Source organism: Serratia bockelmannii (genome assembly GCF_008011855.1).
Taxonomy (GTDB): Bacteria; Pseudomonadota; Gammaproteobacteria; order Enterobacterales; family Enterobacteriaceae; genus Serratia; species Serratia bockelmannii.
In genome coordinates, this window is the sequence record NZ_VOUX01000031.1 from 60,898 (window position 1) to 84,315 (window position 23,418).

Consider the following 23,418-nt stretch of genomic DNA (forward strand, 5'->3'; position numbering starts at 1 on the left):
CGTTGCCTGCCGCCGCAGCGCAGATCTACACTGCGGGACAATCAGTCACTCGCAAGGATTTCCCGATGAGCCACTTTCGTCCTGTCGCCCTCGAACACGCCAGCCGCCTGCTGAACCACGGCCCGACGGTATTGATCACCAGCCGCAGCCGCGACGGCGCCAAACGCAACGTGATGGCCGCCGCCTGGTCGATGCCGGTGGAGTTCAGCCCGCCGCGCATCGCCATTGTGGTGGACAAAGGGGCGCACAGCCGGCAAATGATCGAGGAGAGCGGCGCATTCGGCATTTGCGTGCCGGCGGCCATGTTCATCGACGCCACCTACGCGGTTGGCAGCGTGTCCGGGCTGGATGAAGACAAGTTTGCCCGCTTTCACATCGCCGCAGCGCCGAGCGCCACGCTGCAGGTGCCGCTGATCGAACAGGGGTGCGTGGCGTGGCTGGAGTGCCGCTTATTGCCGGAAAGCGGCGCGCAGGAAAAATACGACACCTGCTTCGGCGAGGTGTTGAGCGCGGCAGCGGACGAGCGGGTGTTCCAGCAAGGGCGCTGGAACTTCACCGCCGCCAATGCGGATCTGCACACCATTCATCATCTGGGGGCCGGCAACTTCGTGCGCAGCGGCGAGACGCTGCGGGCCAAACCGCTTTAATCGGCCTCGCGCCCGCGGTCGGCATCATAGCGCTCGCGGGCGGCGTCCAGCTCGGGGAAATGGTATTCCGCCCATCGGTCCAGCGCCGCCAGCGTCTCGACCAGCGAGCAGGCGACGGCGCTGAGCCGGTATTCCACATGCGCCTGATTCTTTTCACTTAAATCTAGCCGTTCGAGCAGCCCGTTGCGTTCCAGCTGGCGCAGCGTTTGCGTCAGCACCTTCTGCGAAATGCCGTCGATGCGGCGCAGCAGCTCGCCGTTGCGCATCGGGCGCTGCGCCAGCGCAGGCAGGATCAGCATCACCCACTTGCCGGAAATCAGCGCCAGCGCATCGCGTGCGGAACACTTGCTCGAATAGACGTCGCCGGGATAAGCCATTGGGGGTTACCTTCAGGTGCGTAATTGCCAAGGGGACGATAAAGCCACAGCATAACAGCACCACCTTACAACGGGAGACACAGGATGAACGTGCTGATTGTGCTGGCTCACCCCGAGCCGCATTCTTTCAATGCCCATTTGGCCGAACAGGCGCGGCAGGCCTGGCTGGCGCAGGGGCATCAGGTGAAAACGGTCGATCTGTATCAGGAGGGGTTTGATCCGCGCGAGGGCGCCGGCCATTACCCCAGCAGAAAGCAGGTGGACCGGTTCGATGCGATGCAGGAGCAGCGCCATCACTGGACGATCCAGGCGCTGCCGGCGGAGATCCGGCGGCATATCGAGCTGTTGCGCTGGGCGGATACGCTGGTGCTGCAGTTCCCTTTCTGGTGGTTCGGCGCGCCGGCCATCATCAAGGGCTGGATGGATCGGGTGTTCGTTTACGGCGGGATCTACGACAGCCGCCACCGCCATGAGAACGGCGTGATGCGCGGTAAGCGGGCGCTGCTGACCGTGACCGCCGGCGCTTCCGCACAGGCCTGCGCGCCGAACGGGCGCGACGGCGATATGCGGCTGATGCTGTGGCCAATCATGCATGCGCTGCACTATATCGGCTTTAGCGTGCTGGAACCGTTCCTGGTCTATGGCGTGCGCGGCGGGTTGGCGAGCGAGGAACGGCAGGCGCAGAACGCCGCTTTGGCGCAGGTGACGCAGGCGTATCGGGTTGGCTTAAGCGATATTGCCGCCTGGCCGGCGGTGCCGTTCAACCGCAATGAAGATTTTGACGCCGATCTGGCGCTGAAGCCCGGTGCGCCGATCTACAGCCCGTTCGTGCGGCACCGCGATCCGGTTTAGAACCCGGCCTTCAGCAGTTCCTCGCGCAAATCGTCGATAATCGCCGGTTCGATGTCGGGGAACTGTTGCTGAATATCGGCGATGGCTTCGGCCACGCTGGGGCCGGCGAAAGTGCCGGAGAAGGGCAGCAGCGGCAGATTGGCGTCGCTGTCCGGCAGTTCGCCGCGGATGGTGCCGGTGATCATGCCCGCTTTTTTTTCCGCCGTGAGGTCGTACTCCCCCACGTTTTTGTCGATCGGTTTCATTGGCCGCCTCGCTGTCGGTGAGTGTTTACCCTGTTCTGTTAAAGCATAGTGTTTCAGGCAATGAATACCAATCAGTGTATATAATATTAATATAAAACAATGTGATGCGTTTTTTGTCGTTTGACGTTTGCCGGGTGGCGGCGCTATGCTCGTGGCGCTAAAGGAACCTTCCTCACTGACAGGGACAGACGACATGAAAAGACTGAAAAGCGCGGCGCTGTTGTTGCCGCTGTTGGCGCTCAGCGCCTGCACCCATCACCTCAGCAGTGCCGAGCAGCATGCCAAACACTACGTTTATCAAACTCGCGACGATTTTGATCCGCAATTCCGCACCGATGTGAACGGCAGTATTAAGAACGCCGTGCCGATGTTCGAACAGTTCTACCAACTGGGGAAAAAGGATCGCGCGGCAGGCGTGGCGCGCAGCGAGGCGCAGAAAAAGGCCGATTACCTGGCCAGCACGGAGTTCCAGCAGAACATGGAACACAAAACCATTTTCATTAATCGCGCCTACAGCAGCGCCGACAATCCTAAGCGCCGCCAGGTGCTCTCACAGGAAGCGGTAGGTGCGTACTGGGACGGTTACGAAGGTCGCTGAACATAATCCCTCACAAATAGAAGGTAATAAAAACTGGTCTTCTGGCGGTTATTTGATTATAAAAACCGCCGCTAAGGACGATGTTCATAGATGAAACCAGGAGTGTTTATGTTGGCAAAAGTTAAGCGTTCGTTCGCCGCCGCCGTCGTATTGATGTTGGCGCTGCCTGCGGTTCAGGCCGCGGATTACCGTGCGGGCGAGCAATACACCCGGCTGGATAAGCCGGTGGCCGCCGCGCCGGCGGTGGTGGAGTTCTTCTCCTTCTACTGCGGCCCTTGCTATCAGTTCGCCGATACCTATCGCGTAGGCAGTACCGTGGCGCAGGCGCTGCCCGCCGGTGAGAAAGTCACCAAATATCACGTCAGCCTGATGGGCAAACTGGGCAATGAGCTGACCGAAGCCTGGGCGGTGGCGACGGTGCTGGGCGTGGAAGACAAGATTGAAGGGGCGATGTTCGACGCGGTGCAGAAACAGCGCGCCGTCAACGGCGCCGACGATATTCAGCGGGTGTTTACGGCGGCCGGCATCGATGCCGCTACCTATGAAAACGCGCGCCACAGCCTGCTGGTCAAAGGATTGATCGCCAAGCAGAACGAAGCGGTGAAAGCGTTTGAGGTGCGCGGCACCCCGTCGTTCTACGTGGCGGGTAAATACAAGATAGACAATGCCGGCATGGCCAGCACCAGCGTTGAAGGCTACGCCAAAGAGTACGCGGCGGTGGTGCGCCATCTGTTGGATACGCAGCCTTAAGGCGATTCCCCTCCGGCGCCCGATGATCTGTGATCGCGGCGCCAAATCCCCCGCTCGCCATTGATTGTGTGTTAACGGATTGTTATGGTGTTTTTCTGTTCAACGGCGCAGCACCGCTGCTGTTTGAAGGGAGAGATCATGACGGCATTGGCAACGCTCCGGGACGTCGGCTTCGAAGAGTGGCTGGGGAAAATCAACACCGCCTGCGGCCGATTCTGCGCGAAAACGTTGGGGCCCGGCTTCAGCGGGGCGATGCAGGAGTTTCGTGCCCATGCCCTGCGCCTGAGCGTGGTCGATGTGTCCCAGGCTCGGCTGTACCGCACGCCGCGTGAAATTGCCCGCAGCGACGGTGCGCACTTTTTCACCGTCATCCAGCTGCGCGGCAGCGCGTTGATGGAGCAGGGCGATCGCCAAACGGTGCTCTCTCCCGGCGACATGACGCTGATCGATGCCTCACAGCCCAGCAGTTTCACTTTCCAGCGCGATTCGCGCCAAATCTCCCTGTTATTGCCGCGCGGCTGCTTGCCGCTGCCGCCGCCTTGCGCTCAGCGTCTGGGAGCCGAGCTCAGCGCGGTGCGCCTCAGCCGCCAGCTGGTGCTGAGCAGCATGCAGGATCCTCAGCTTGCCGCGGCGGAAAGCGAGGCGGTGCTGAATGCGCTGGCGGCGCTGCTGCGCCCGGCTCTGGCGCTCGAGCAGGCGCGGCCGGAGGGGCAGCAACCGGTCTTTGACAAGGCGCTGGCATTGATCGACAGGCATATTCAGTCGGCGCAGCTGCGCCCTGAGTGGGTGGCGGCCGAGTTGGGGGTGTCGTTACGCAGTCTGTATCGGGTGTTCGCCCGTCAGGGGCTGGTGGTGGCGCAGTACATCAGGAACCGCAGGCTGGATCTGTGCGCGCAGGCGCTGCGCAGCGCCGCCGGGCAGGAAAAACTGGCCGGCGTCGGCCTCGACTGGGGTTTCACCGATCACAGCCATTTCTCGACCGCTTTCAAGCAGCGTTTCGGCATGTCGCCGAGCGAATACCGTCGGCAGTATCAGTAAGTCAGGGCGCGGGCCAGGCCCGCGCCGCTTCACTCAATAGCGGATGCAGACCGATTTCGATTCGGTGTAGGCATCCAGCCAATCCGGGCCGAAGTCACGGCCGCTGCCCGACTGTTTGAACCCGCCGAACGGCATGTTCGGGTCGATCAGCGTATGGGTGTTGACCCACACGGTGCCGGCCTGAATGCGCGGCGTCAGCGCCATCGCCTGCTGCAGGCTGGTGGTCCACAGGCTGGCGGTCAGCCCGAAGTCGGTGTCGTTGGCCTTGCTCAGCGCCTCTTCGGCGCTCGCCACCCGAATCAGGTTGACCACCGGGCCGAACACTTCCTCGCGCGTCAGGTTCAGCCGATCGTCCGGGTTGATCACCAGCGTTGGCGGAATGTAGAAGCCGTTGGCGTCCGGCCCGGCCGCGCCGCCGATAAGCTCAGCGTTTTTCGCCCGGGCGTCGTCCAGGTAGGCCGCCACCTTGTTGCGGTGCGCGAGCGACACCAGCGGGTTGATTTGCGCGCCGGTATCCATCCCCGGCCCGACCGACAGCGATTTCACCGCCTGTTCGAATCCGGCCACCAACCGATCATAAATCGGCGCTTCAATATAAATTCGCGAGCTGGCGGCGCATACCTGCCCCTGATTGAGGAAGCTGCCAAGCATCAGGCCTTCGATCACCTGCTGCGGATCGGCATCTTTCAGCACGATGGCCGGGTTTTTGCCGCCCAGCTCCAGCGTCACGCGGGTCAGGCGATCCGCCGCCGCGCGCGCGATGCTTTTGCCCACCGGGGTGGAGCCGGTAAAGCTGACTTTGGCGATCAGTGGATGTTCGGTCAGCGCTTTGCCGCACACGGTGCCGCGGCCGGTGACCACGTTGAACACGCCCGGCGGCACGCCGGCTTCGCTCGCCAGCTCGGCGATGCGCAGCAGGGTGAGCGGGGTGGTTTCCGACGGCTTGATGACGATGGAGCAGCCCGCGGCCAGCGCCGGCATCACTTTCCACATGCCGATCATCAGCGGGAAGTTCCAGGGCACGATGCCGGCGACCACGCCGATCGGCTCTTTACGGGTATAAACCTGATATTTGGCGCCCGGCGGCATCGGAATAGAGACGTCCAGCGTTTGACCGGTGATTTTGGTCGCCAGCCCGGCGGTGTAACGCATCCAGTTCAGGGTGCTGCCGACTTCGAAAGCGCGGGCGATGTTGATGGATTTGCCCTGCTCCAGGGTTTCGAGCTGCGCCAGCTCCTCGGCGTGCTGCTCCACCAGATCGGCGAAGCGCAGCAGGATACGCTCGCGCTCGACCGGCAGACGCTGCGCCCAGACGCCTTCGCTGAAGGCTTTGTGGGCGGACTGCACCGCCAGTGCGACGTCGTGTTCATTGGCGTCGGCGGTGGTGGCGATCTGCTGCCCATTGGCGGGGTTATACACCGCCAGGCGGCCTTCCGCGGCGGACGCGCGCCACTGGCCGTCGATATACAGCCCATGCTGACGATCGAGAAAACGCGATACGCTATCCAGCACGGCTACGGTATTGTCAGACATACATCCTCCGATCAGGCTCATCAGGTTATCGTTAACCCTGCAAGTCTAGATCAGCGGGAAAGCGGCGGCTTTGGTCTGCCTGACATTCGGTTTGTCCTGCGTGTCATTTTGCCGTGACGGAAGGGTAAACCGCGGCCGGCGGGCGCCGGCCGGGAGGGATCACGAGCTCAGGGTCGCCAGACGGGTGGCGAAACCAAGGAACAGCAGGCCGATCAGGCCGTTGCCGAGCTTCGCCAGGCCTTTCTTGTGATTGAAGAAATGCGCCAGCATCGCGCCGGAGAAGATCAGCGTGCTCATGTAGATAAAGCTGACGGCTTCGAGGATCAGCGCCAAAATGGTGAACGACAGCCCAGTGTGCGCATAGTTGAAATCGATGAACTGCACGAAGAACGACACGTAAAACAGGATCGCCTTCGGGTTGGTCAGGCTCAGCGTCAGCGATTTTCGCAGAATGCTGTGGCCGCCCTCAATCTGCTGCTGTTGCGCCTGCGCCTTCTGCACGAAGGTGGCGTAGAGGATTTTTGCGCCGAGGAACAGCAGGTAAATTGCGCCGAGAAAACGCACCAGGGTAAACAGGAACGGCGTGGTGCGGATCAGCGACGCCACGCCGATATAGGCGCAGAAGATCAGGATCGCATCGCCGATAAACACGCCCAGCGCGGCGGTATAGCCGGCGCGCACGCCGCGCGATATGCCGGTTTTCAGCACGTACAGCGTATTCGGCCCCGGCAGAATGATGATGAAGACCACCCCGGCCAAATAGGTCCATAAATTCAGGACGCCAAAACTCTCTAACACAATAACCTCTCCATGCGCGCAACTAACAGGCAAAAACACTGGCCACGACCGTGACCGGCCGCGATCCTAACGCCGTGCAACCAGGTTGGCAACGTAATAAACTTCATGTTGTTGGTTAAAAATTGTCGAAACATTGTTGAAAACGTCGGCGCCGAATTAAAAAGCAAGAGTCGGCGTGTTTCGCCAACGGCCCGTCACTATGCTGGTTAACATCGAAACCGCAGTGAGGAACGGATGATGAAAAACGTAATCGACAGCGCCGATCCGCGCTGGCTGGCGATCGTCAGCCGCGACAAGCACGCCGACGGCCGCTTTATCTACGCGGTGAAAACCACCGGCGTGTATTGCTCGCCTTCTTGCCCGTCACGTCAGCCGAATCGGCAAAACGTGGAGCTGTTCGACGATGCCGAACAGGCGGAAGCGGCGGGTTATCGGCCCTGCAAACGCTGCCGCCAGGGGCTGACGCCGTTGACGGAACAGCATGCGCGGCAGATAGCCGAGGCCTGCCGCTATATCGAACGGGCGGAGAAAGCGCCGTCGCTGCAGACGCTGGCGCGCCACGTCGGGTTGAGCCAATACCATTTCCACCGGCTGTTCAAAGCGATCACCGGCCTGACGCCGAAAGGCTACGCCGACGCGCAGCGCAGCCAACGCTTGCGCACCGGCCTTACGCAGCAGGAAACGGTGACCGACGCGATCTTCGACGCCGGCTATGGCGCCAACGGCCGCTTCTACCAACAAGCCAACGCCGCGCTGGGCATGACGCCGAAGGCCTACCGAGCGGGTGGCAAAGGCATGCGCATTCATTTCGCCGTCGGGCACTGTTCGCTGGGCGAGATCCTGGCGGCGCAGAGCGAGGTAGGCATCTGCGCCATTCTGCTGGGGGACGATGCACAGCAGCTGGTGCAGGATTTGCAGGACAAATTTCCCCATGCCGAGCTGATCGGCGGCGACGCGCAGTATGAAGCGCTGATGGCGCAGGTGGTGGGCCTGATTGAAGCGCCGGAGAACGGCTTGGCGCTGCCGCTGGATATTCGCGGCACCGCGTTTCAACAGCGGGTCTGGCAGGCGCTGCAGGCGATACCGGTCGGGGAAACCGTCAGCTATGCCGATATCGCCCGGCGCATCGGCGCGCCCAAAGCGGTGCGCGCGGTGGCCGGTGCCTGCGCCGCCAACGTGCTGGCGGTGGCGATCCCCTGTCACCGGGTGGTGCGCAACGACGGCGCCTTGTCCGGCTATCGCTGGGGCGTCGAGCGCAAGAAAGCCTTGCTGGAAAAAGAGGCGCAGTGATGAGCGGCGCGCTGGCGGCGCGGCTGGCCGACTTGGACTGGGCGGCCATCGAGCGCGAACTCGATGCGCAGGGTTGCGCGCGGTTGCCCAGCGTGCTCAGCCAAGAGCTGTGCCGCGAGCTGGCGGCGCTCTACCCGCAGGATGCGCACTTCCGCAGCCGCGTCGTGATGGAGAAGCACGGTTTTGGCCGCGGCGAGTACCGCTATTTCACCTATCCGCTGCCGTCGCCGGTGGCCGAAGCGCGCAGCCTGATGTATGCGCGGCTGGCGCCGGTGGCCAACCGTTGGAACGCCTTATTGGGCCTGGCGGTGCGTTATCCCGCCGACCATGAGGTTTACCTGGCCGAATGCCACCGGGCCGGCCAACGGCGGCCGACGCCGCTGCTGTTGCGTTACGAAGCGGGAGATTACAACTGCCTGCATCAGGATCTGTACGGCGAGCGGGTGTTTCCGCTGCAGGTGGCATTTTTGCTCTCCGCCCCCGAGCGGGATTTCACCGGCGGCGAATTCGTGCTGACCGAACAGCGGCCGCGGATGCAGAGCCGGCCGGAGGTGGTGCCGCTGCAGCAGGGCGACGCCGTGGTGTTCGCCGTGCATCATCGGCCGGTGGCGGGAGTGAAAGGCTACTATCGGGTCAATCTGCGCCACGGCGTCAGCCGGATACGCGCCGGCCAACGCCACACGCTGGGGGTGATCTTTCACGACGCGCTATAGCTTGCGCGCTAGCAGGGTGGCGAAGCGCAGCGAGATGCGGTTGCCGTTGGCGTCGGTCTTGTGCAGTTGGCCGACGTCCTCGTTGTATTTGAGGATCTCCCAGTCGCGATAATAATGCTTCAGCTCACCCGGGCTGAAGGTGAACGGGAACGGCAGCGGGCAGGGATAATCCTCGGTATCCATCGCCGCCACGATCAGGTTATGGCCGCCGCGCACGGTGCTGTCCTGCATGTTTTGCACGATAGGCGGGATCTGCTGCCGCTCGAGGAACATCATTACCACGGTGGACAGGATGAAGTCGTAGTCGCCGCTGAAGCGATGGGTATTGAGATCCTGCACCCCGGCACTCAGGCGGGTCAGCTGCTCGGCGTCGACGATCTGGTGGAGGCGGGCTATCGACGGCGCATGCTTGTCCCAGGCGGTGACGTCGAAACCTTTCAGATTGAGATAGAGCGAATTGCGCCCGCCGCCGCAGCCCAGATCCAGCGCCTTGCCCGGCGCGATGCGCGCCGCCGCTTCGATCACTTCGGAGTGGGTGCGCGTCAGTTCGTATTTCTTGTGGTAGTAATCTTCCGGCGTGCAGTAAAACGCCAGCCGGCAGGTCATGTCGTCCGAAAAGGAAACGATGCGATGCCACTGCTGCGGTGCGATAAACGGCGGCTGGCTTTCGGGGCTGAACTGCCAGGTCTCGGTGGTGGCGCCGTCTTCGGTCATCATGGCGAACGTCAGGTTCCCGCTCAGTACGGTGAGCTTCGCCCAGGTGCCGCTCTGGGTGTTGTGGCGCTGGCGGAAGGCCGCCGGCAGCGTGTCGCTGTTCCATTCTGGCAGGGTTTTATAGCAAAGCAGCTGCTGCTCCATAGGGGGCTCCTCTGGCTGGGCAAGCAAAGTGATTTATATGATGCATATAAAATACATCTTTATGCGTCATTTGAAAATCCCGAGCTTCGCAAACCTATTGCTACAAACGGCGGCGCATACGGGTGGTGACCGCATCGAAACCTAACTTGGAATACAGGCGCGCGGCCGTCGGATTATCGTTGAACACCGTCAGTTCGGCATATTCCGCCCCCTGTGCTCTCGCCGCGTCCAGCACCGCATTTAGTACCCGCTCGCCATAGCCTTTGCCACGCCAGGCGTGCGTCACTTCAAAATCATAGATAAACAGCTGCTTACCGAAGGTTCGTTGCTCAATGGCGTACCAGACGGTGGCGATGCTGTCCTCGACATTCGGCAGCCTCGCGCATACCAACCGTTGGCCGGGCATCGCCAGCCCTCGTTTGAAATTGACTTCGGCCTCGATCAACGCGTGTTCCTGGCTGAGCTGAAACGAACGCGCCAAATCGTCTGCGTAAGCCTTTACCCCGTATTTACGGTAGTGATCCAGTTCCTGCGCCGTCATTTCTTTGAGTTCGATCATTTTGTTCTCCCTGCGTTGTTGGGTATTTCCCGGCCCACCTGTGCGGCGGAACGGGTATATTTATACTGGATTGTGCGCGGCGGCTGGGCTAATTTCAGTGCTGTTCATGTCATCACGTTCAGGGAAAAGATGCCGATACTTCGTTTATTCCACCCGATGCCCTTCCGTTTGCTAAGCCTGGCCGCGCTGCTGGCGCTGGCGGGCTGTACCAGCAAAACCACCACCACGGCACCGGCGGCGCGCCCCGCCGACGTCAAAGCCCGACTGATGGCGCTGATCCCGGCCAACGCCGGCGATCGGCAGGGCTGGGCTACCGATATTACCGCCGCCTTCGCCGCGCAGGGCATCGAGCCGAGCGATGAGAACCTGTGTTCGGTGCTGGCGGTGACCGAACAGGAGTCGACGTTCCAGGCTAACCCGCAGGTGCCGGGGCTGCCGAAGATCGCTTGGAAGGAGATCGACCGCCGCGCCGATCAGATGCACATCCCGAACTTTTTGGTGCACACCGCATTGAAGATTTCGTCGTCGAACGGCCAGAGCTACAGCGAGCGGCTGGATAAGGTGCGCACCGAGAAGGATCTGAGCGATATCTTCGATGACATGATCGACCGCGTGCCGATGGGGCAGAAGCTGTTCGGCCATTTAAATCCGGTACATACCGGCGGCCCGATGCAGGTGAGCATAGCCTTCGCCGAGGCGCACGCCAAAGGGTACCCTTATCCGGTCGACGGCTCGATTCGCCGCGAAGTTTTCAGCCGGCGCGGCGGTATGTACTTCGGCATTATGCATTTGCTGGGGTACCCGGCCGATTACAGCCGGCCGATTTACCGCTTCGCCGACTTCAACGCCGGCTGGTACGCCAGCCGCAACGCGGCGTTCCAAAACGCGGTCAGCCGGGCGAGCGCCATTCCGCTGGCGCTGGACGGCGATCTTATCGATTTCGGCAGCGACAAGCCCGGTTCGACCGAGCTGGCGGTGCGCACGCTCGGCAAGCGCCTGAACATGAGCGACAGCGCCATTCGCCGGGCGCTGGAGAAAGGCGACACGGCCGGCTTTGCCGACACCGAGCTGTATAAGAAGGTCTATGCGCTGGCGGGCGGCAAGCTGCCGCGTGAGATGCTGCCGGGTATCCAGTTGGAGAGCCCGAAAATCACCCGCAAGCTGACCACCGCCTGGTTCGCCAAGCGGGTGGACGAACGCCGCCAGCGCTGCATGGCGCGCGCCGGCGGGTAACGGCATAAAAAAACGCCGCCGGTTTCCTGAACCACCGGCGGCGCGATCGCGCATCAGGCGCTGCGACGCGGGTTGGTCAGGCCAAAGTTAAAGCTGTTGCAGCGGTTACAGAACTCTTTCATCACCGGTGGCGTGTCCATCATCGGCACTTTCACCTCGATAAACGCCAGCCGATCCTGCCGCGAGGCGTATTCCAGGGCCATTTCCAGCTGTTGCGTGGTTTCCACCGCCACGCTGAACGGCTGCGCCTGGGTATTCAATACCGCCGGCAGTTTGGCGTAGTCCCACGGGCTGATGTCGTTGTAAGACGAGTTTTCGCCGAGGATATAGCGTTCAATGGTGTAGCCGTCGTTGTTGATCAGGAAGATGATCGGCTTTTGCTCGCAGCGCAGCAGGGTAGACACTTCCTGCGCGGTGAGCTGGAAGGAGCCGTCGCCGATGAACAGCAGGTGGCGGCGCTCCGGCGCCGCCATCAGGGTGCCGAGCAGCGCCGGCAGGGTATAACCGATCGAGCCCCAAATCGGTTGGTTGACCACCTTGACGCCCCCTGGCATGCGCATGCCGCCGATGGCCGCGCCTGAGGTGCCGTTTTCCACCACTACCACGTCATCCGCCTGGATGAAGCGTTGGATGCGTCGCCACAGATAGGCCTGGTCGATAGGCGCGTCGCTCGGCGTCGCCAGCTTCTCACGGGGATCGGCCAGCGGTGATAAACGCTGCGCCGGCGCGTCTTCGCTCAGATCCAGCAGTGCCTGCAGCAGATCCGCCGTCGCTACCGCTGGGTAGGAGGTGTTGTCCAGTTTCATCGAAAACGGCTGAATATCCACCTGAGCGGCGGCGGGAATTTGCTGCGAGAAATAGCCGGTGGTGGAGTCTACCAGACGTACGCCGAAGCTCAGCACGCAGTCCGAGTGGGCCATGTGTTCATACAGTTCGGGGCGCGACAGATTGCCGCTGTAGCCGCCCATCCAACCGGCGGTGTTTTCCGGGATAATGCATTTGGCGGTGGGCATATTGGTCAGCGGAATGGCGAAGCGGTGAGCGACCGCGATGACCAACTGCTGCAACTGGTAGCGATCCACCATTTGATCGACCAACATGATTGGGCGCTGTGCGCGTTTGATTTTGGTTAACAGCGCCATCGCCGCTAATTGCACATTGTATTTATCGCTGGCCGGTAATTGCGGTGCCGTCGCCGCCGCGGCGATTTCAATTTCCACATCGCAAATATCCGACGGCAGCTGTAAATACACCGGTTTCTTCTCTATCCAGGCGCGGGAAATAACGCGTGGTATTTCTTGTGCGGCATTTTCCGGCGTGATCAGAGCCTGAGCGACGGTGAATTGTTTAAAGCAGTTCATGACGTTGTCGAAATTCCCATCGCCCAGGGTATGGTGCAAGAGCTGATGATTCTTCATCGCATGCAGCGGCGGCGTGCCGGCGATGCAGATAACCGGCGAAGATTCGGCATAGGCCCCGGCGATGCCGGACAGCGCGGCCAGATCGCCGACGCCGTAGGTGACGATCAGCGCGCCGGCGCCTTTCATGCGGGCGTAACCGTCTGCGGCGTAGGAGGCGTTCAATTCATTGCAGTTGCCGACAAACGCCAGCCGCTCGTCGTTTTCCAGCAGCTCCAGCAGGCTGAGGTTATAGTCGCCGGGCACGCCATAAATACGATCGACGTTCAGGGCGTGAAGCTGTTGCAGAATGAATGACCCGATAGTTATTTTCATTGATTGCTCCGGATTATTTATCTTTATTTTGTCAGGCGAAAATCAGCAAAAATAAATTGCTGGCGATGTTGTGTCGTTAGCATTAACAGTTATTTAAAGTCTCAGCTTGTTCAAGATAAGGGGGGCGGCCGGTGAATAGGCGGTTTGTATTCGGCGCTTTACGCGATTGAGTAATACATAAAAAGTAGGGGTATTGGATATTGGAAAGAGACGGTATTTTTCATTGTCGGTATATCGCTAGAGAAGCGGCGGCGCATTGGCATTTATCGAGATGCAGGGTGAGTCATCCGGTACTTTTGACGCCGCGTTAAATCCCATCGGGTGGCGTAACGCTTTTTGCCTGGGAAAGAAAAGCAGAACCTGGCGTAAAGGGGGATTTTGGTGATCCGCCGCACGCTTATTTCATGAAACCACCTTGTAACCAATCAAAAACAAAAAATTAACAACGATCGTTTTTTGTCCGCCTTTTTTCGTCAGCTTTGCTTTACGGGCCTGCAGTGCGCGCCACGCCGGGCCGGCGCTAAAATGTGCCGTCACGGGCATTAATATAACGTGGTGGCCATCACATTCCGTAGGAAGTGATACGTAAACTTTTCTCTACGTGCGCGCAGATGGCGTATACCTACCAGAGGGGATGATGTCCCAGCGGTACTGGCCTGTGGGGGGAACTGCGATGAAAAGCTATCGACATATTCTGGTACTGATTCATGATGAGCGTGACGGGCTGCCGTTGCTGCGTCAAACGGTGGCGATGGTGCGCGGGCTGCCGATTGCCCTCACCGTCGGCCACCTTAACGCCGACTACGCCGAGCTGGAGTACGGCAGCGATGCGCTGGTCAAAGATCGCCAGGCGCAGGAGGTGATCGCCGCCAAGGCGATGCTGAGCCGGCTGGTGAGCGCCGTCGAGGCGCCGGTTGCGGTCAAGGAAATCGTCACCATCCGGCGCTTTAAGGACGTGAGCGATTTCATTCATCAGGCTGGCATCGATCTGGTGGTGGTCGGGCACCAAAACCGCCTGTTCGGCCTCTATTCCTCATATTCTCTGGAATTTGTGAACCGCCTCGATGTCGATGTATTGGTCAAGCACCTGGCCCGCGAGTAGCGAACGACAAAGCGGACTTTTCCCACGGTTTTGCCCTCCTAAAGGCGATAGCATAGGGGAAACCGGTGCAACCTGTTAAAAATTATTGGGAATATTCCGGTGCTAAACTTAACCAAAGCACAACGGGCGTTGGATAAATTAGATACAGCTTGATCTTGCCTGGGCTATCGGTAAGAATCTGCGGCCGTATTTTTACAGGAGCTTTACGATGTTTCTCAAACGGACTCTTTTGGCATGTTCTCTGGCGTTGATATTTCCTGCACTGCCTTCTTACGCTGAGGTTGGTACAGAAAGTGGCAATACCGCACAGGCTGAAAAACCGGGTCTATGGCAGCGTTTTACCGATAACGTGGCGGAGACCTGGAACAACTCGCCTAACCACGATCTCTATATCCCGGCCATCACCTGGCACAACCGTTGGACTTACGATGATGAACATATCGATAAGTACAACGAGCGCCCGTGGGGCGCCGGTTACGGCATCTCCCGCTACGACAGCGACGGTGACTGGCACGGCATTTACATCATGGCGTTCAAGGACTCCTTCAACAAATGGGAGCCGATCGGTGGTTACGCCTATGAGAAGATCTGGCGCCCGCTGGATGACAAGGATTTCCGCCTGGGGCTGGGCTTCACCGCCAGCGTCACCGCGCGCGACAACTGGAAATACATCCCTATTCCGGCGCCGCTGCCGCTGGCCTCTATCGGCTATCAGCGGCTGACGTTCCAGGCGACCTACATTCCCGGTACCTATAACAACGGCAACGTGTTCTTCGCCTGGCTGCGCTGGCAGTTCTAAACTTCCTGAATTCCGAAAAACGGCGCGGTGGCGAGATAAAAGGAACTTGTCGCCGTCGGCGGCGTCGGAAGGGTATCCCGGCGCGCTGCGCCGATCGCATGCCGTTATTACAGGAGTTTCACCACTATGATCACCAAACATCGTTTACTGTTGGCCTTGGCGCTGTCCGCTACCCTGGCCAGCGGCGCCACCCAGGCCGCCGGGCTGATGGATTCTCTCAGCAGCGCGGCGGGCGAACTGAGCAAGTCGGGCGGCGACAGCAGCGGCGGCATGTCGCTCTCCTCGCTGACCGGCCTGCTGAACGGCGGCGACAAGGCGTTGAGCTCCAGCAGCATGACCAATGCCGCCGGTATCCTGCAGTACTGCGTGAAAAACAACGTGCTGTCGGCTAACGGCGCCGAAGGGGTGAAAGATCAGCTGCTCAGCAAGCTGGGCATCACCAGCACCGAAAACGCCAAGAGCCAGGATTATCAGCAGGGTCTGGGCGGCTTGCTGCAGACCGGCGAAGGCAAGAGCCTGGATCTGAACAGCCTGGGCACCTCGCAGATCACCGAGAAGGTGAAGCAAAAAGCCTGCGATCTGGTGCTGAAGCAGGGCAAATCCTTTATTTCATGATGAGCGAACGGCGGAGCGCTCCGCCGTTCGTTTTTGCATAAGCTGAAAAAATGAAAAAAACGTTGATGCTTTCCCTGCTGGCAGGGATGACGATGTTGCAGGGGTGTTCCGTGAAATCCAACGAGGCGCCACCACCGCCGCAGGTGAAACCGATCGGCATGGCGAACCCGGCCGACGTGTATTGCACCAAAATCGGCGGCAAGCTGAACGCCAAAGAGAATGCGGCAGGCCAGTATTCCACCTGTACCTTGCCGAGTGGGCAGGAAATTGAAAGCTGGGAACTGTTCCGCCGCGATCATCCGGTGAAAAAGTAACCCTATGCGGCGCCGGCTCTTTCTGCCCGGCGCCCGATCAGAATTGGCGATCGCCTATAGATTGCAGCTGCAGGCTGCCGTCCTTCTGTAGCGTCAGCGGCATGCGCCAATCGCGCTGTTTATCCAGGTTGAATGACCTGGAGCGGAACATGCAGCCGGTCTTGATGTTCTTGATTTTCATCACGTGTTCCGCGTCCGCATTGATTTTTACCTCGAAGCTGCCAGCGGGCGGAATAAAGACTTCCGCCAGCTGCTGCGGCGCCGCCGGCGTTTCCAGCTTGACTAGCACCGCGAAATCGTTGCCCTGATTATCCAGCGTCAGCCGATGCAGACCGGTCGCGGGCAGCCTGGTCGGCTGATGCAGATAACCGGCTGAGGCGGGCCACGGTTGGCCGGCATTGTCGTGCAACGGCCCACCGCACTGTTCACGCGCTTCGCGCAGCGGCATTTCGCGCTTTATTGCCCGGTTGTAATCGGCGGGGGCGGCGAGGCTGAATTCATCGTCATACTGGTGGGCGCGCAGATAGCGCTTGGCGCCGAGCACCGCGATGGCGACCAGCATGAAGAACAAAAATATCCTCAGGCGATTTTTAAAAATCAGCCCGAACAGCTTTCCGGGGAGTTGAAACAGCCACCTTGCGATCGTCAATAACATCGTTTTCCCTTTACGCCCAAGCCGTTACGTCTGCGGTAACTTCGCTTGCCACAGTATAGCCAAAGCGTTGCCATCGGGCGGCATACGCCATGAAATTCCCGTTTTTTTACCCCAAACCTTCCTCTAGCAACAACAGCAGCAGGAAGCCGGCAAAGAACATCGCGGTGGCGAACGGTGTCTCTTTCCCGCCCTCATGCGCTTCGACCAGCAACTCCTCGGTCACCAGGTAGAGCAGGGCGATCAGGCCAAAGGCCAAAAAGGCGGTCAGCCAAAATGTGCCCAGCATGGCCACCGGCGCCCCCAGCAGGCCACCGATGGGCAGCAGCAGCGCCAGGCCGACTATCGCCGCCATGGCACGCAGCCGCCTGCCGAGAAAGTCTTTCAAATCGCCGACGATCGATAATCCGAGGAACAGCACTTCCAGCGTTAACGCCAGCGTCAACAGCAGGCCGGCTTTGGCGCCGGCCGCGAAGGCAATGCCCAGCACCAGCCCATCGATAAAGATATCGACGCCGACCGCGGCGATAAAACCGACCGGCCCCTGCGCTTTTTCACCCAGCCGCCGAACCAGCAGCATTAACAGCACCCCCGCAGCGCCGCCCAGCAACACCGCCACAGGCGACTGCTGCTTGAGATCGGGCAGGATTTCGGTGGCGGTGGCGGCGAAAACGATGCCGGCGGTAAAGTGATGGATGACGCGCATTGCGGCGTCACCGGGGCGGCGATAGAGCGCCACCGCTGCGCCGACGACGGTGGCTGCGGCGGGAAACAGCGTATAAAGCACGGCGGAGGTCATCGCGTCATAATCCCTTATTGGTGATGTCGCTTTGAGTCTAGACGAGCGCCGCCGCTTAGGCGTGGCGAAAAAAGTGATTGTTCGATTGTGTACGTTTATGTACATTTGTGATCACTTTAGCGCCGCCGGATCCATGCGATGTCCAAACTGTTACCGAATGAACGCCACCAGGCCATTCTCGACACGCTTCGTCAACAGGGGCGGGTACTTGCCCTGGAGATGGCGCAGCGGCTGAATACTACCGAAGCCACCATCCGCCGTGATCTGCGCCAGCTGGCGGCGCAGAACCTGTGCAAACGTATCTATGGCGGTGCGCTGGCGCCGACGCCGGCCGAAGGCCCCGTTGCGGCGCGCATGGCGCTCAGCGGCGATGAGAAGCTGGCGTTGGCGCAGACCGCGCTGGGGGTGATCGGCGAAGAACAGCTGATTTTCCTCGATGCCGGCAGCACCCACCTGCATTTGGCGGAGCTGTTGCCACGCGATCGGCGTTTGACGGTGGTGACCAATGCGTTGAGTATCGCCGGTAAAATGCTGGAGCGGCCGGGGATCCGCACCATCCTGATCGGCGGCGAGCTGGATGCGCAGGTCGGTGGCTGCGTGGACGCCAAGGCGGCGGAAGAGATCGACGGTTTCCATTTCGATCTGGTGTTCACCGGCATCTGCGCCTACGACCCGGCCGGCGGTTTTTCGGCACTGAGCTATCAGGACGCCACGTTCAAAAAGCGCTTGCTGACGCGCGCCGGCAGCGTGGCGGTGCTGTGCACCCGCGACAAACTCAATACCTATGCCCCTTACCCCTTCCTGCCCGCCGGGCGGGTAGATCATCTGGTGACGGCGCGCGGCGCGCACCCGCAGCTTGAGTTGCAGGTGGCGCAAGGCGGCGGCCAGATCTGGCACAGCGATTTATCGATCGGAGAATGATGATGAAAATAGCCCATGTTGCCCTGTGGACCCATAACATCGACGCGCAGCTGGCGTTCTGGCAGCGTTATTTCAACGGTGAAGCGGGGGAGGAGTATGTCAGCCGCAACCGGCCGGGGTTCGTTTCCCGCTTCGTCAGCCTGGCGGCCGGGCCGTCGCTGGAGATCATGTGCGTGCCGACGTTGCTGCCGGCGCAGGCGCAGGAGGAGCGGGTCGGTTGGGCGCACATCGCGCTGTCGCTGGGGGATGAGCGGCAGGTCGATCGGTTGGCGCAGCGCGCACAGCAGGAGGGTATTTTGCTGTCCGCGCCGCGCTGGACCGGCGACGGCTTCTACGAGGCCGTCATTCGCGATCCGGATGGCAACGCGATCGAAATCACCGCCTGATCACTCTTCTTCAATGCTGGCGAACTGCTCCCCCAGATAGTCGAGCAGCAGCCGCACTGCCGGCAGCAGGCCGCGGCGCGACGGGTAGACTGCGTGCACCACGCCGCCCTGTGGCTGCCAGCCCGGCAACAGTTGCACCAGCTCGCCGCGCAGCATGTCGTCGCGCATCATCATCGCCGGTAGCTGAACGATGCCGGCGCCGGCGATGGCGGCGGTACGCAGCATCAGCATGTCGTCGGTGACCAGCCGCGGCGTGTGTTCCCACTCCACCCGTTCACCCTGCGGGCCGGTCAGCCGCCATTGGTGCTGAGCGCGCGCCGGGCCGAGATCGAGCGTCGGGTATTTACGCAGGTCTTCCGGCGTTTGCGCCGGCCCGAGGGTGCGCACCAGCGCCGGGCTGGCGGCGACGCACCAGGTGCGCTGCGCGAGGATCTTCAGCACCAGATCGCTGTCCTCCAGCGGCGGCGGCCGTACGCGGATCGCCAGATCCAACCCTTCCCCCACCACGTCCACCCGGCGGTTGGTGGCTTCCAGATGCACCGTCACCTTGGGGTAATCGGCCATAAAAGCTGCCACCATGCTGCCGACGCGGGTGTGCAAGATCGCCACCGGGCAGGACATGCGCACCGTGCCGCAGGGCTCGGCGCGGGTCTGCTCGATCGCTTGCTGCGCCGCTTCCGCTTCCACCAGCATCGCCTTGCAGTGCGCGTAATAGGTTTGGCCGAGCTCGGTCACCGAGAAGCGCCGCGTCGAGCGCTGGATCAGGCGCACGCCCAACCGCTCTTCCAGCAGCGCCACGCGGCGGCTGAGCTTGGATTTGGGAATGCCCAGCGCCCGGCCGGCGGGGGCGAATCCCTGGTGATCGACCACGCTGGCGAAGAAAAACAGGTCGTTTAGATCGGTCAGCATCGCATCCCTTATCGTTCTATCAGTAGAACGCTGAGTGTACATCTTGCCTACTACTGCAGCAAACCCCGGCGGATTAAACTTCTGACATCAACTTAAGGCCGTGAGGTCTGAAACGGGAGTTCAAGATGAAAAAAATCCTCGGTATTCACAACAGCCCGGAAGCACATTGGGTCGGTAACGGTTTCCTGGTGAATTCGCTGTTCTCTTATAACGATTTGGGGGCGGAAATGAGCCCGTTCCTGCTGCTGGATCACGCAGCGCCCACCAAATTCCGCTCCGCCTCCGGCACCCGTGGCGTAGGTCAGCACCCGCATCGCGGGTTTGAAACGGTGACCATCGTCTATCAGGGCGAAGTGGAACACCGCGACTCGACCGGCAGCGGTGGGGTGATTGGCCCCGGCGACGTCCAGTGGATGACCGCCGCCTCTGGCATTCTGCACGAAGAGTTCCATTCTCGGGACTTCTCGCGCAAGGGCGGCACCATGGAAATGGTGCAGCTGTGGGTCAACCTGCCGGCCAAGGACAAAATGGCCGAGCCGGGTTACCAGACGCTGCTGAACGCCGATATTCCGGTGGTTCCGCTGGCGGACGGCGCCGGGCAGGTGCGGGTGATTGCCGGTGACTTTGGCGGCCACGCCGGCCCGGCACGCACTTTCAGCCCGCTCAACGTGTGGGACATGAAGCTGAATGCCGGCCATACCACCACGCTGACGGTGAAAGAAGGCCATACGCTGGCGCTGGTGATGTTGCACGGTGCGATCCTGGTCAACGGCGAAGACGTGGTGCGCGAAACCCAAATGGTGCGTTTCGACCGGGCGGGGGATTCGATCACCATCGAAGCTAACAATGACGTCGCACTGCTGGTGCTGAGCGGCGAACCGATCGATGAGTCTATCGTCGGCTACGGCCCGTTCGTCATGAACAGCGACGCGGAAATCCAGCAGGCGTTCCGCGATTTCAACAGCGGTAAGTTCGGCAGCATGAACGCCGAAGCGAGCGCCGGTTGAACTTTGGCGCCTGGGGCGGGCCGTGTTCCCCGGCTCAGGCGCTACACTTAAACCTCAACGCCCCGCCGCCAGGCGGGGCGTTTCATCCGCAACATCAACCCCACAGGAGTAAAACCATGACTGCAAACTACAAGCGCCTCGACAAAGACCAGGCCGCCGTATTGCTGGTGGATCATCAGGCAGGGCTGCTTTCGCTGGTGCGTGATATCGATCCCGATCGGTTTAAAAACAACGTGCTGGCGCTGGGTGATTTAGCGAAATACTTCAACCTGCCGACCATTCTTACCACCAGTTTCGAAAACGGCCCCAACGGCCCGCTGGTGCCGGAACTGAAAGCCCAATTCCCCGATGCTCCCTTCATTCCTCGCCCTGGCCAGATCAACGCCTGGGACAACGACGACTTCGTCAAGGCAGTAAAAGCCACCGGCCGCAAGCAACTGATCATCGCCGGCGTAGTAACCGAAGTGTGCGTGGCATTCCCGGCGCTGTCGGCGCTCAATGAAGGTTTCGAGGTCTTTGTGGTGACCGACGCCTCCGGCACCTTCAATGAGTTGACGCGTCAGTCGGCCTGGAGCCGCATGGAGGCCGCCGGCGCGCAGTTGATGACCTGGTTCGGCGTCGCCTGCGAGCTGCACCGCGACTGGCGCAATGACATCGAAGGGCTGGGCGCGCTGTTCTCCAACCATATCCCGGACTACCGCAATCTGATGACCAGCTACAACACGCTGACGAACGGCAAGTAACGCGACGGCCCTTTACCCAACCTTTCGCCTTTCATCACGTTAGACGCGGGATGTAAGCAAAACGTAGCGGGGCGAAAAGGTAGCGAAAAGCGGCTTTCTCATGGGCCGGGGGCGGGGTAGCGTAATCCCGAACCCGGCAAATGAGGCTAATTCAATGAAACAAGCAATCAAGATCCTGGCGCTGCCCTGCATGGGCATGGCGCTGTTATTCAGCGCGAGCGCGATGTCTGCCCCCGAGGCGCCTGCGGCCAAAGCGTTGCCGCCTGTGGCGGGTGAACCGATGCGCATGCCGCCTTTCCCGGGCGGGCACCCGCCCAAGCCGGGGTTCTGCCACGGCGGCGAGCTGTTCTGCGCCACCTCGGCCAGCGACAATCCGGTGGAAACCATCAACAAACTGACGGCGGTGATCCCGGCGGGCAGCGCCAAACATTACGAGGTACGCGTCGCGGTAGTGGCGGTGCCTGACGCACCGCCCGCGCCTTAACACGCCCTGTCATCCCGCTCTGGCCTGGGCGCGCTAGGCGCGTTAGGCTAAGGCGAGCGTTTTTCGGGAGGCGGGATGACCCCTTTATCACATCTGCCTTATCTCCAGCCCGGCGATCGCGCGCTGTTGTTCGACGGCGAATGTAATCTGTGTCACGGGCTGGTGAGGTATCTTATTCGCGCCGATCGGCAGCGGCGCATTCTGTTGGCGACGGTGCAATCCGCCGAAGGGCAGGCGATCCTGCAGGCGCTGGGATTGCCTACCGATCGTTTCGATTCCGTGGTCTATGTTGAGCAGGGGCGCTGTTGGCTACGTTCGGCGGCGTTGTTTCAGGCGCTGCGTCAAGTGGGATGGCCGTACCGCGTACTGGCGCTGGCGCGTTACCTGCCGCCGCGACTGGCGGACAAGGTCTATGATGCGGTCGCCGGCAATCGCTACCGGCTGTTTGGCCGCAACGACGGCACCGGCCTGCCGGGCACCGATCAGCCCGGGCGTTATCTGCCCCGGCGGCAGGAACCGCCGGCCTGAGCTTTACGCTTCTTTACCATCCAACCGCTTGAAATATCAACACTCCAGCTCCATATAATGGAACGTTCAGCCAACAAGGAGCGCGTATGGGAATCAGTGAAGAAGAGCACATCCGCCGTTTGACCCAGGAGAAGAACGACATGGGCAATACGGCGAAATGGGTGGCGATCGTTTCCGCCGTGTACTTTGCCTTGATGGTGTTTTACGGCCACCCGACCGGCGTGTTGGCGATGTCGGGCGCGGTGTTCATCGTGTCTACCACCACCTGGTTGAAAAAGCGTCAGAAGGTCAAATCTTACCGCATGGCGTTGGCCAAAATCAGCGACGATCAACCCTGATAGTCGCCGCGCTTTAGCGTATACACCAGGCTCGGCGCTGCGCCGGGCACGTCATCCAGCGTATCCACCCGCCGTAAACCGACCTTTTCCAATACTCGCCACGAGGCCTGATTCTCCGCACGTACAATGGCGGAAATCTCCTCCAGCGCCAATCCGACAAAACCGTATTGCAGCGAAGCCCGCGCCATCTCGGTGGCCAATCCCATGCCCCAGACGCGAGTATCGAAGCGATAGCCGAGGTTCACGGTGCGGTGCGCCCCGAGCGCTTTCCGGGACAATCCGCCAAAGCCGATAATCCAATCCGGCCGTTCGCGCAGAGCGATCGCCCAGGAACCGTAACCGTGTTGTTGCCACCCGGCAATCCTCTCGTGCAGCACCGATGCGGCCTGCGCTTCGCTGGTGAGTGGGCCGGCGGGATTGAAACGCTGCGTTTGCGGATCGCCAAAGATGGCGTAGAAACGTGCGAGGTCCGCCATTACCGGTGGGCGCATCTGCAGGCGTTCGCTGAAGAAAGGGGTGGCAGGATTAAAGCTTGTCATCGTTTCTCTCTGCTGGATAAATGAACAGTGTTCACTGTAGACCAGATTGGCGAAACGG

General features: G+C 60.8%; 30 protein-coding genes. 19 read left to right on the plus strand and 11 right to left on the minus strand.

Going from position 1 to position 23,418, the window contains the following annotated elements; translation table 11 throughout:
• The first annotated feature begins 65 nt into the window (after positions 1 to 65).
• Positions 66 to 647 (plus strand): flavin reductase family protein, encoded by a 582-nt coding sequence (locus tag FOT55_RS14565; RefSeq protein ID WP_025301683.1) that lies wholly within the window; start codon positions 66 to 68, stop codon positions 645 to 647.
• On the opposite strand, the gene FOT55_RS14570 is transcribed toward FOT55_RS14565, so the two are convergent.
• Complete coding sequence (locus tag FOT55_RS14570) at positions 644 to 1,024, minus strand: winged helix-turn-helix transcriptional regulator (protein ID WP_025301684.1); 381 nt, start codon at positions 1,022 to 1,024, stop codon at positions 644 to 646. The two genes, FOT55_RS14565 and FOT55_RS14570, sit on opposite strands and share 4 nt — an antisense overlap.
• An 84-nt stretch (positions 1,025 to 1,108) precedes the next feature.
• On the opposite strand from FOT55_RS14570, the gene FOT55_RS14575 reads away from it, so the two are divergent.
• On the plus strand, positions 1,109 to 1,876 hold the full coding sequence (locus tag FOT55_RS14575; RefSeq protein ID WP_147823611.1) for an NAD(P)H-dependent oxidoreductase: 768 nt from the start codon (positions 1,109 to 1,111) through the stop codon (positions 1,874 to 1,876).
• On the opposite strand, the gene FOT55_RS14580 is transcribed toward FOT55_RS14575, so the two are convergent.
• On the minus strand, positions 1,873 to 2,121 hold the full coding sequence (locus tag FOT55_RS14580) for a hypothetical protein (protein ID WP_019454278.1): 249 nt from the start codon (positions 2,119 to 2,121) through the stop codon (positions 1,873 to 1,875). The genes FOT55_RS14575 and FOT55_RS14580 overlap by 4 nt on opposite strands.
• Positions 2,122 to 2,314: 193 nt before the next feature.
• Between FOT55_RS14580 and FOT55_RS14585 the strand changes: the two genes are divergently transcribed.
• The 3 genes from FOT55_RS14585 to feaR all read left to right on the plus strand — a co-directional run bounded on the left by FOT55_RS14585 (position 2,315) and on the right by feaR (position 4,507).
• Complete coding sequence (locus FOT55_RS14585) at positions 2,315 to 2,719, plus strand: Exc2 family lipoprotein (protein ID WP_043135551.1); 405 nt, start codon at positions 2,315 to 2,317, stop codon at positions 2,717 to 2,719.
• 108 nt (positions 2,720 to 2,827) lie between these two features.
• Positions 2,828 to 3,469, plus strand: a complete 642-nt coding sequence (locus FOT55_RS14590) for a DsbA family protein (RefSeq protein ID WP_147823612.1) — start codon at positions 2,828 to 2,830, stop codon at positions 3,467 to 3,469.
• A gap of 138 nt (positions 3,470 to 3,607) precedes the next feature.
• Positions 3,608 to 4,507, plus strand: coding sequence for a transcriptional regulator FeaR (feaR, locus tag FOT55_RS14595; protein ID WP_049206237.1), 900 nt, complete (start codon positions 3,608 to 3,610; stop codon positions 4,505 to 4,507).
• 33 nt (positions 4,508 to 4,540) lie between these two features.
• Here the strand turns inward: feaR and FOT55_RS14600 are convergent, their stop codons facing one another.
• Positions 4,541 to 6,040 carry an aldehyde dehydrogenase family protein gene (locus FOT55_RS14600; RefSeq protein ID WP_016928934.1) on the minus strand — a complete coding sequence of 500 codons (1,500 nt, stop codon included), beginning with the start codon at positions 6,038 to 6,040 and terminating at the stop codon, positions 4,541 to 4,543.
• Positions 6,041 to 6,199: 159 nt separating this feature from the next.
• The gene (gene leuE, locus FOT55_RS14605) at positions 6,200 to 6,838 is read right to left on the minus strand and encodes a leucine efflux protein LeuE (RefSeq protein ID WP_004940625.1); all 639 of its coding nucleotides are present in this window, start codon (positions 6,836 to 6,838) and stop codon (positions 6,200 to 6,202) included.
• Positions 6,839 to 7,075: 237 nt separating this feature from the next.
• Here leuE and ada point away from each other — a divergent pair, with 237 nt between their 5' ends.
• Both ada and FOT55_RS14615 read left to right on the plus strand, forming a co-directional pair.
• Positions 7,076 to 8,128 (plus strand): bifunctional DNA-binding transcriptional regulator/O6-methylguanine-DNA methyltransferase Ada, encoded by a 1,053-nt coding sequence (gene ada, locus FOT55_RS14610; RefSeq protein WP_147823684.1) that lies wholly within the window; start codon positions 7,076 to 7,078, stop codon positions 8,126 to 8,128.
• Complete coding sequence (locus FOT55_RS14615; protein ID WP_147823613.1) at positions 8,128 to 8,841, plus strand: 2OG-Fe(II) oxygenase; 714 nt, start codon at positions 8,128 to 8,130, stop codon at positions 8,839 to 8,841. The genes ada and FOT55_RS14615 overlap by 1 nt, the downstream gene beginning before the upstream one ends.
• On the opposite strand, the gene tehB is transcribed toward FOT55_RS14615, so the two are convergent.
• Complete coding sequence (gene tehB, locus FOT55_RS14620; RefSeq protein ID WP_147823614.1) at positions 8,836 to 9,699, minus strand: SAM-dependent methyltransferase TehB; 864 nt, start codon at positions 9,697 to 9,699, stop codon at positions 8,836 to 8,838. The genes FOT55_RS14615 and tehB overlap by 6 nt on opposite strands.
• Before the next feature lie 100 nt (positions 9,700 to 9,799).
• Complete coding sequence (locus FOT55_RS14625) at positions 9,800 to 10,258, minus strand: GNAT family N-acetyltransferase (protein WP_147823615.1); 459 nt, start codon at positions 10,256 to 10,258, stop codon at positions 9,800 to 9,802.
• A gap of 129 nt (positions 10,259 to 10,387) precedes the next feature.
• Between FOT55_RS14625 and FOT55_RS14630 the strand changes: the two genes are divergently transcribed.
• Positions 10,388 to 11,491, plus strand: coding sequence for a DUF1615 domain-containing protein (locus FOT55_RS14630; protein ID WP_147823616.1), 1,104 nt, complete (start codon positions 10,388 to 10,390; stop codon positions 11,489 to 11,491).
• A gap of 53 nt (positions 11,492 to 11,544) precedes the next feature.
• On the opposite strand, the gene FOT55_RS14635 is transcribed toward FOT55_RS14630, so the two are convergent.
• Positions 11,545 to 13,224 carry an alpha-keto acid decarboxylase family protein gene (locus FOT55_RS14635; protein WP_147823617.1) on the minus strand — a complete coding sequence of 560 codons (1,680 nt, stop codon included), beginning with the start codon at positions 13,222 to 13,224 and terminating at the stop codon, positions 11,545 to 11,547.
• Between the two features lie 673 nt (positions 13,225 to 13,897).
• On the opposite strand from FOT55_RS14635, the gene FOT55_RS14640 reads away from it, so the two are divergent.
• The 4 genes from FOT55_RS14640 to FOT55_RS14655 all read left to right on the plus strand — a co-directional run bounded on the left by FOT55_RS14640 (position 13,898) and on the right by FOT55_RS14655 (position 16,054).
• On the plus strand, positions 13,898 to 14,326 hold the full coding sequence (locus tag FOT55_RS14640; protein ID WP_025301697.1) for an adenine nucleotide alpha hydrolase family protein: 429 nt from the start codon (positions 13,898 to 13,900) through the stop codon (positions 14,324 to 14,326).
• Positions 14,327 to 14,534: 208 nt separating this feature from the next.
• Positions 14,535 to 15,125 (plus strand): lipid IV(A) palmitoyltransferase PagP, encoded by a 591-nt coding sequence (gene pagP, locus FOT55_RS14645; protein WP_025301698.1) that lies wholly within the window; start codon positions 14,535 to 14,537, stop codon positions 15,123 to 15,125.
• A gap of 126 nt (positions 15,126 to 15,251) precedes the next feature.
• Complete coding sequence (locus FOT55_RS14650; protein ID WP_015376789.1) at positions 15,252 to 15,740, plus strand: YjjA family protein; 489 nt, start codon at positions 15,252 to 15,254, stop codon at positions 15,738 to 15,740.
• Between the two features lie 50 nt (positions 15,741 to 15,790).
• Entirely contained in the window at positions 15,791 to 16,054 is a 264-nt protein-coding gene (locus tag FOT55_RS14655; protein ID WP_043135572.1) for a putative hemolysin, read from the plus strand.
• A 37-nt stretch (positions 16,055 to 16,091) separates the two neighbouring features.
• Here FOT55_RS14655 and FOT55_RS14660 read toward each other — a convergent pair whose 3' ends face one another.
• Positions 16,092 to 16,709 (minus strand): hypothetical protein, encoded by a 618-nt coding sequence (locus FOT55_RS14660; protein WP_025301700.1) that lies wholly within the window; start codon positions 16,707 to 16,709, stop codon positions 16,092 to 16,094.
• Between the two features lie 106 nt (positions 16,710 to 16,815).
• On the minus strand, positions 16,816 to 17,505 hold the full coding sequence (locus tag FOT55_RS14665; RefSeq protein ID WP_060432530.1) for a ZIP family metal transporter: 690 nt from the start codon (positions 17,503 to 17,505) through the stop codon (positions 16,816 to 16,818).
• A 138-nt stretch (positions 17,506 to 17,643) separates the two neighbouring features.
• Between FOT55_RS14665 and FOT55_RS14670 the strand changes: the two genes are divergently transcribed.
• Together FOT55_RS14670 and FOT55_RS14675 are read left to right on the plus strand one after the other, a co-directional pair.
• Positions 17,644 to 18,426, plus strand: coding sequence for a DeoR/GlpR family DNA-binding transcription regulator (locus tag FOT55_RS14670; RefSeq protein ID WP_147823618.1), 783 nt, complete (start codon positions 17,644 to 17,646; stop codon positions 18,424 to 18,426).
• Positions 18,427 to 18,428: 2 nt separating this feature from the next.
• Complete coding sequence (locus tag FOT55_RS14675; protein ID WP_099817528.1) at positions 18,429 to 18,812, plus strand: VOC family protein; 384 nt, start codon at positions 18,429 to 18,431, stop codon at positions 18,810 to 18,812.
• Here the strand turns inward: FOT55_RS14675 and FOT55_RS14680 are convergent, their stop codons facing one another.
• Positions 18,813 to 19,721, minus strand: a complete 909-nt coding sequence (locus FOT55_RS14680; protein WP_043135578.1) for a LysR family transcriptional regulator — start codon at positions 19,719 to 19,721, stop codon at positions 18,813 to 18,815.
• A gap of 125 nt (positions 19,722 to 19,846) precedes the next feature.
• Here FOT55_RS14680 and FOT55_RS14685 point away from each other — a divergent pair, with 125 nt between their 5' ends.
• The 5 genes from FOT55_RS14685 to FOT55_RS14705 all read left to right on the plus strand — a co-directional run bounded on the left by FOT55_RS14685 (position 19,847) and on the right by FOT55_RS14705 (position 22,821).
• Positions 19,847 to 20,728 (plus strand): pirin family protein, encoded by an 882-nt coding sequence (locus FOT55_RS14685; protein ID WP_147823619.1) that lies wholly within the window; start codon positions 19,847 to 19,849, stop codon positions 20,726 to 20,728.
• Between the two features lie 116 nt (positions 20,729 to 20,844).
• Positions 20,845 to 21,471 (plus strand): isochorismate family cysteine hydrolase YcaC, encoded by a 627-nt coding sequence (gene ycaC, locus FOT55_RS14690; protein ID WP_025301704.1) that lies wholly within the window; start codon positions 20,845 to 20,847, stop codon positions 21,469 to 21,471.
• Positions 21,472 to 21,625: 154 nt separating this feature from the next.
• Complete coding sequence (locus tag FOT55_RS14695; RefSeq protein WP_043135582.1) at positions 21,626 to 21,955, plus strand: hypothetical protein; 330 nt, start codon at positions 21,626 to 21,628, stop codon at positions 21,953 to 21,955.
• Positions 21,956 to 22,030: 75 nt separating this feature from the next.
• Positions 22,031 to 22,483, plus strand: a complete 453-nt coding sequence (locus FOT55_RS14700; RefSeq protein WP_025301706.1) for a thiol-disulfide oxidoreductase DCC family protein — start codon at positions 22,031 to 22,033, stop codon at positions 22,481 to 22,483.
• A gap of 86 nt (positions 22,484 to 22,569) precedes the next feature.
• Positions 22,570 to 22,821: a hypothetical protein gene (locus FOT55_RS14705; RefSeq protein ID WP_025301707.1), complete on the plus strand. Its 252-nt coding sequence runs from the start codon at positions 22,570 to 22,572 to the stop codon at positions 22,819 to 22,821.
• Here the strand turns inward: FOT55_RS14705 and FOT55_RS14710 are convergent.
• Positions 22,812 to 23,360: a GNAT family N-acetyltransferase gene (locus tag FOT55_RS14710; protein WP_127146274.1), complete on the minus strand. Its 549-nt coding sequence runs from the start codon at positions 23,358 to 23,360 to the stop codon at positions 22,812 to 22,814. The two genes, FOT55_RS14705 and FOT55_RS14710, sit on opposite strands and share 10 nt — an antisense overlap.
• Between the last annotated feature and the right edge of the window lie 58 nt (positions 23,361 to 23,418).

Coding starts and splice junctions, on each gene's coding strand:
- FOT55_RS14565 (WP_025301683.1), top strand. CDS start 66: ATGAGCCACTTTCGTCCTGTCGCCCTCGAACACGCCAGCCGCCTGCTG.
- FOT55_RS14570 (WP_025301684.1), bottom strand. CDS start 1,024: ATGGCTTATCCCGGCGACGTCTATTCGAGCAAGTGTTCCGCACGCGAT.
- FOT55_RS14575 (WP_147823611.1), top strand. CDS start 1,109: ATGAACGTGCTGATTGTGCTGGCTCACCCCGAGCCGCATTCTTTCAAT.
- FOT55_RS14580 (WP_019454278.1), bottom strand. CDS start 2,121: ATGAAACCGATCGACAAAAACGTGGGGGAGTACGACCTCACGGCGGAA.
- FOT55_RS14585 (WP_043135551.1), top strand. CDS start 2,315: ATGAAAAGACTGAAAAGCGCGGCGCTGTTGTTGCCGCTGTTGGCGCTC.
- FOT55_RS14590 (WP_147823612.1), top strand. CDS start 2,828: ATGTTGGCAAAAGTTAAGCGTTCGTTCGCCGCCGCCGTCGTATTGATG.
- feaR (WP_049206237.1), top strand. CDS start 3,608: ATGACGGCATTGGCAACGCTCCGGGACGTCGGCTTCGAAGAGTGGCTG.
- FOT55_RS14600 (WP_016928934.1), bottom strand. CDS start 6,040: ATGTCTGACAATACCGTAGCCGTGCTGGATAGCGTATCGCGTTTTCTC.
- ada (WP_147823684.1), top strand. CDS start 7,076: ATGAAAAACGTAATCGACAGCGCCGATCCGCGCTGGCTGGCGATCGTC.
- FOT55_RS14615 (WP_147823613.1), top strand. CDS start 8,128: ATGAGCGGCGCGCTGGCGGCGCGGCTGGCCGACTTGGACTGGGCGGCC.
- tehB (WP_147823614.1), bottom strand. CDS start 9,699: ATGGAGCAGCAGCTGCTTTGCTATAAAACCCTGCCAGAATGGAACAGC.
- FOT55_RS14625 (WP_147823615.1), bottom strand. CDS start 10,258: ATGATCGAACTCAAAGAAATGACGGCGCAGGAACTGGATCACTACCGT.
- FOT55_RS14630 (WP_147823616.1), top strand. CDS start 10,388: ATGCCGATACTTCGTTTATTCCACCCGATGCCCTTCCGTTTGCTAAGC.
- FOT55_RS14635 (WP_147823617.1), bottom strand. CDS start 13,224: ATGAAAATAACTATCGGGTCATTCATTCTGCAACAGCTTCACGCCCTG.
- FOT55_RS14640 (WP_025301697.1), top strand. CDS start 13,898: ATGAAAAGCTATCGACATATTCTGGTACTGATTCATGATGAGCGTGAC.
- pagP (WP_025301698.1), top strand. CDS start 14,535: ATGTTTCTCAAACGGACTCTTTTGGCATGTTCTCTGGCGTTGATATTT.
- FOT55_RS14650 (WP_015376789.1), top strand. CDS start 15,252: ATGATCACCAAACATCGTTTACTGTTGGCCTTGGCGCTGTCCGCTACC.
- FOT55_RS14655 (WP_043135572.1), top strand. CDS start 15,791: ATGAAAAAAACGTTGATGCTTTCCCTGCTGGCAGGGATGACGATGTTG.
- FOT55_RS14660 (WP_025301700.1), bottom strand. CDS start 16,709: ATGTTATTGACGATCGCAAGGTGGCTGTTTCAACTCCCCGGAAAGCTG.
- FOT55_RS14665 (WP_060432530.1), bottom strand. CDS start 17,505: ATGACCTCCGCCGTGCTTTATACGCTGTTTCCCGCCGCAGCCACCGTC.
- FOT55_RS14670 (WP_147823618.1), top strand. CDS start 17,644: ATGTCCAAACTGTTACCGAATGAACGCCACCAGGCCATTCTCGACACG.
- FOT55_RS14675 (WP_099817528.1), top strand. CDS start 18,429: ATGAAAATAGCCCATGTTGCCCTGTGGACCCATAACATCGACGCGCAG.
- FOT55_RS14680 (WP_043135578.1), bottom strand. CDS start 19,721: ATGCTGACCGATCTAAACGACCTGTTTTTCTTCGCCAGCGTGGTCGAT.
- FOT55_RS14685 (WP_147823619.1), top strand. CDS start 19,847: ATGAAAAAAATCCTCGGTATTCACAACAGCCCGGAAGCACATTGGGTC.
- ycaC (WP_025301704.1), top strand. CDS start 20,845: ATGACTGCAAACTACAAGCGCCTCGACAAAGACCAGGCCGCCGTATTG.
- FOT55_RS14695 (WP_043135582.1), top strand. CDS start 21,626: ATGAAACAAGCAATCAAGATCCTGGCGCTGCCCTGCATGGGCATGGCG.
- FOT55_RS14700 (WP_025301706.1), top strand. CDS start 22,031: ATGACCCCTTTATCACATCTGCCTTATCTCCAGCCCGGCGATCGCGCG.
- FOT55_RS14705 (WP_025301707.1), top strand. CDS start 22,570: ATGGGAATCAGTGAAGAAGAGCACATCCGCCGTTTGACCCAGGAGAAG.
- FOT55_RS14710 (WP_127146274.1), bottom strand. CDS start 23,360: ATGACAAGCTTTAATCCTGCCACCCCTTTCTTCAGCGAACGCCTGCAG.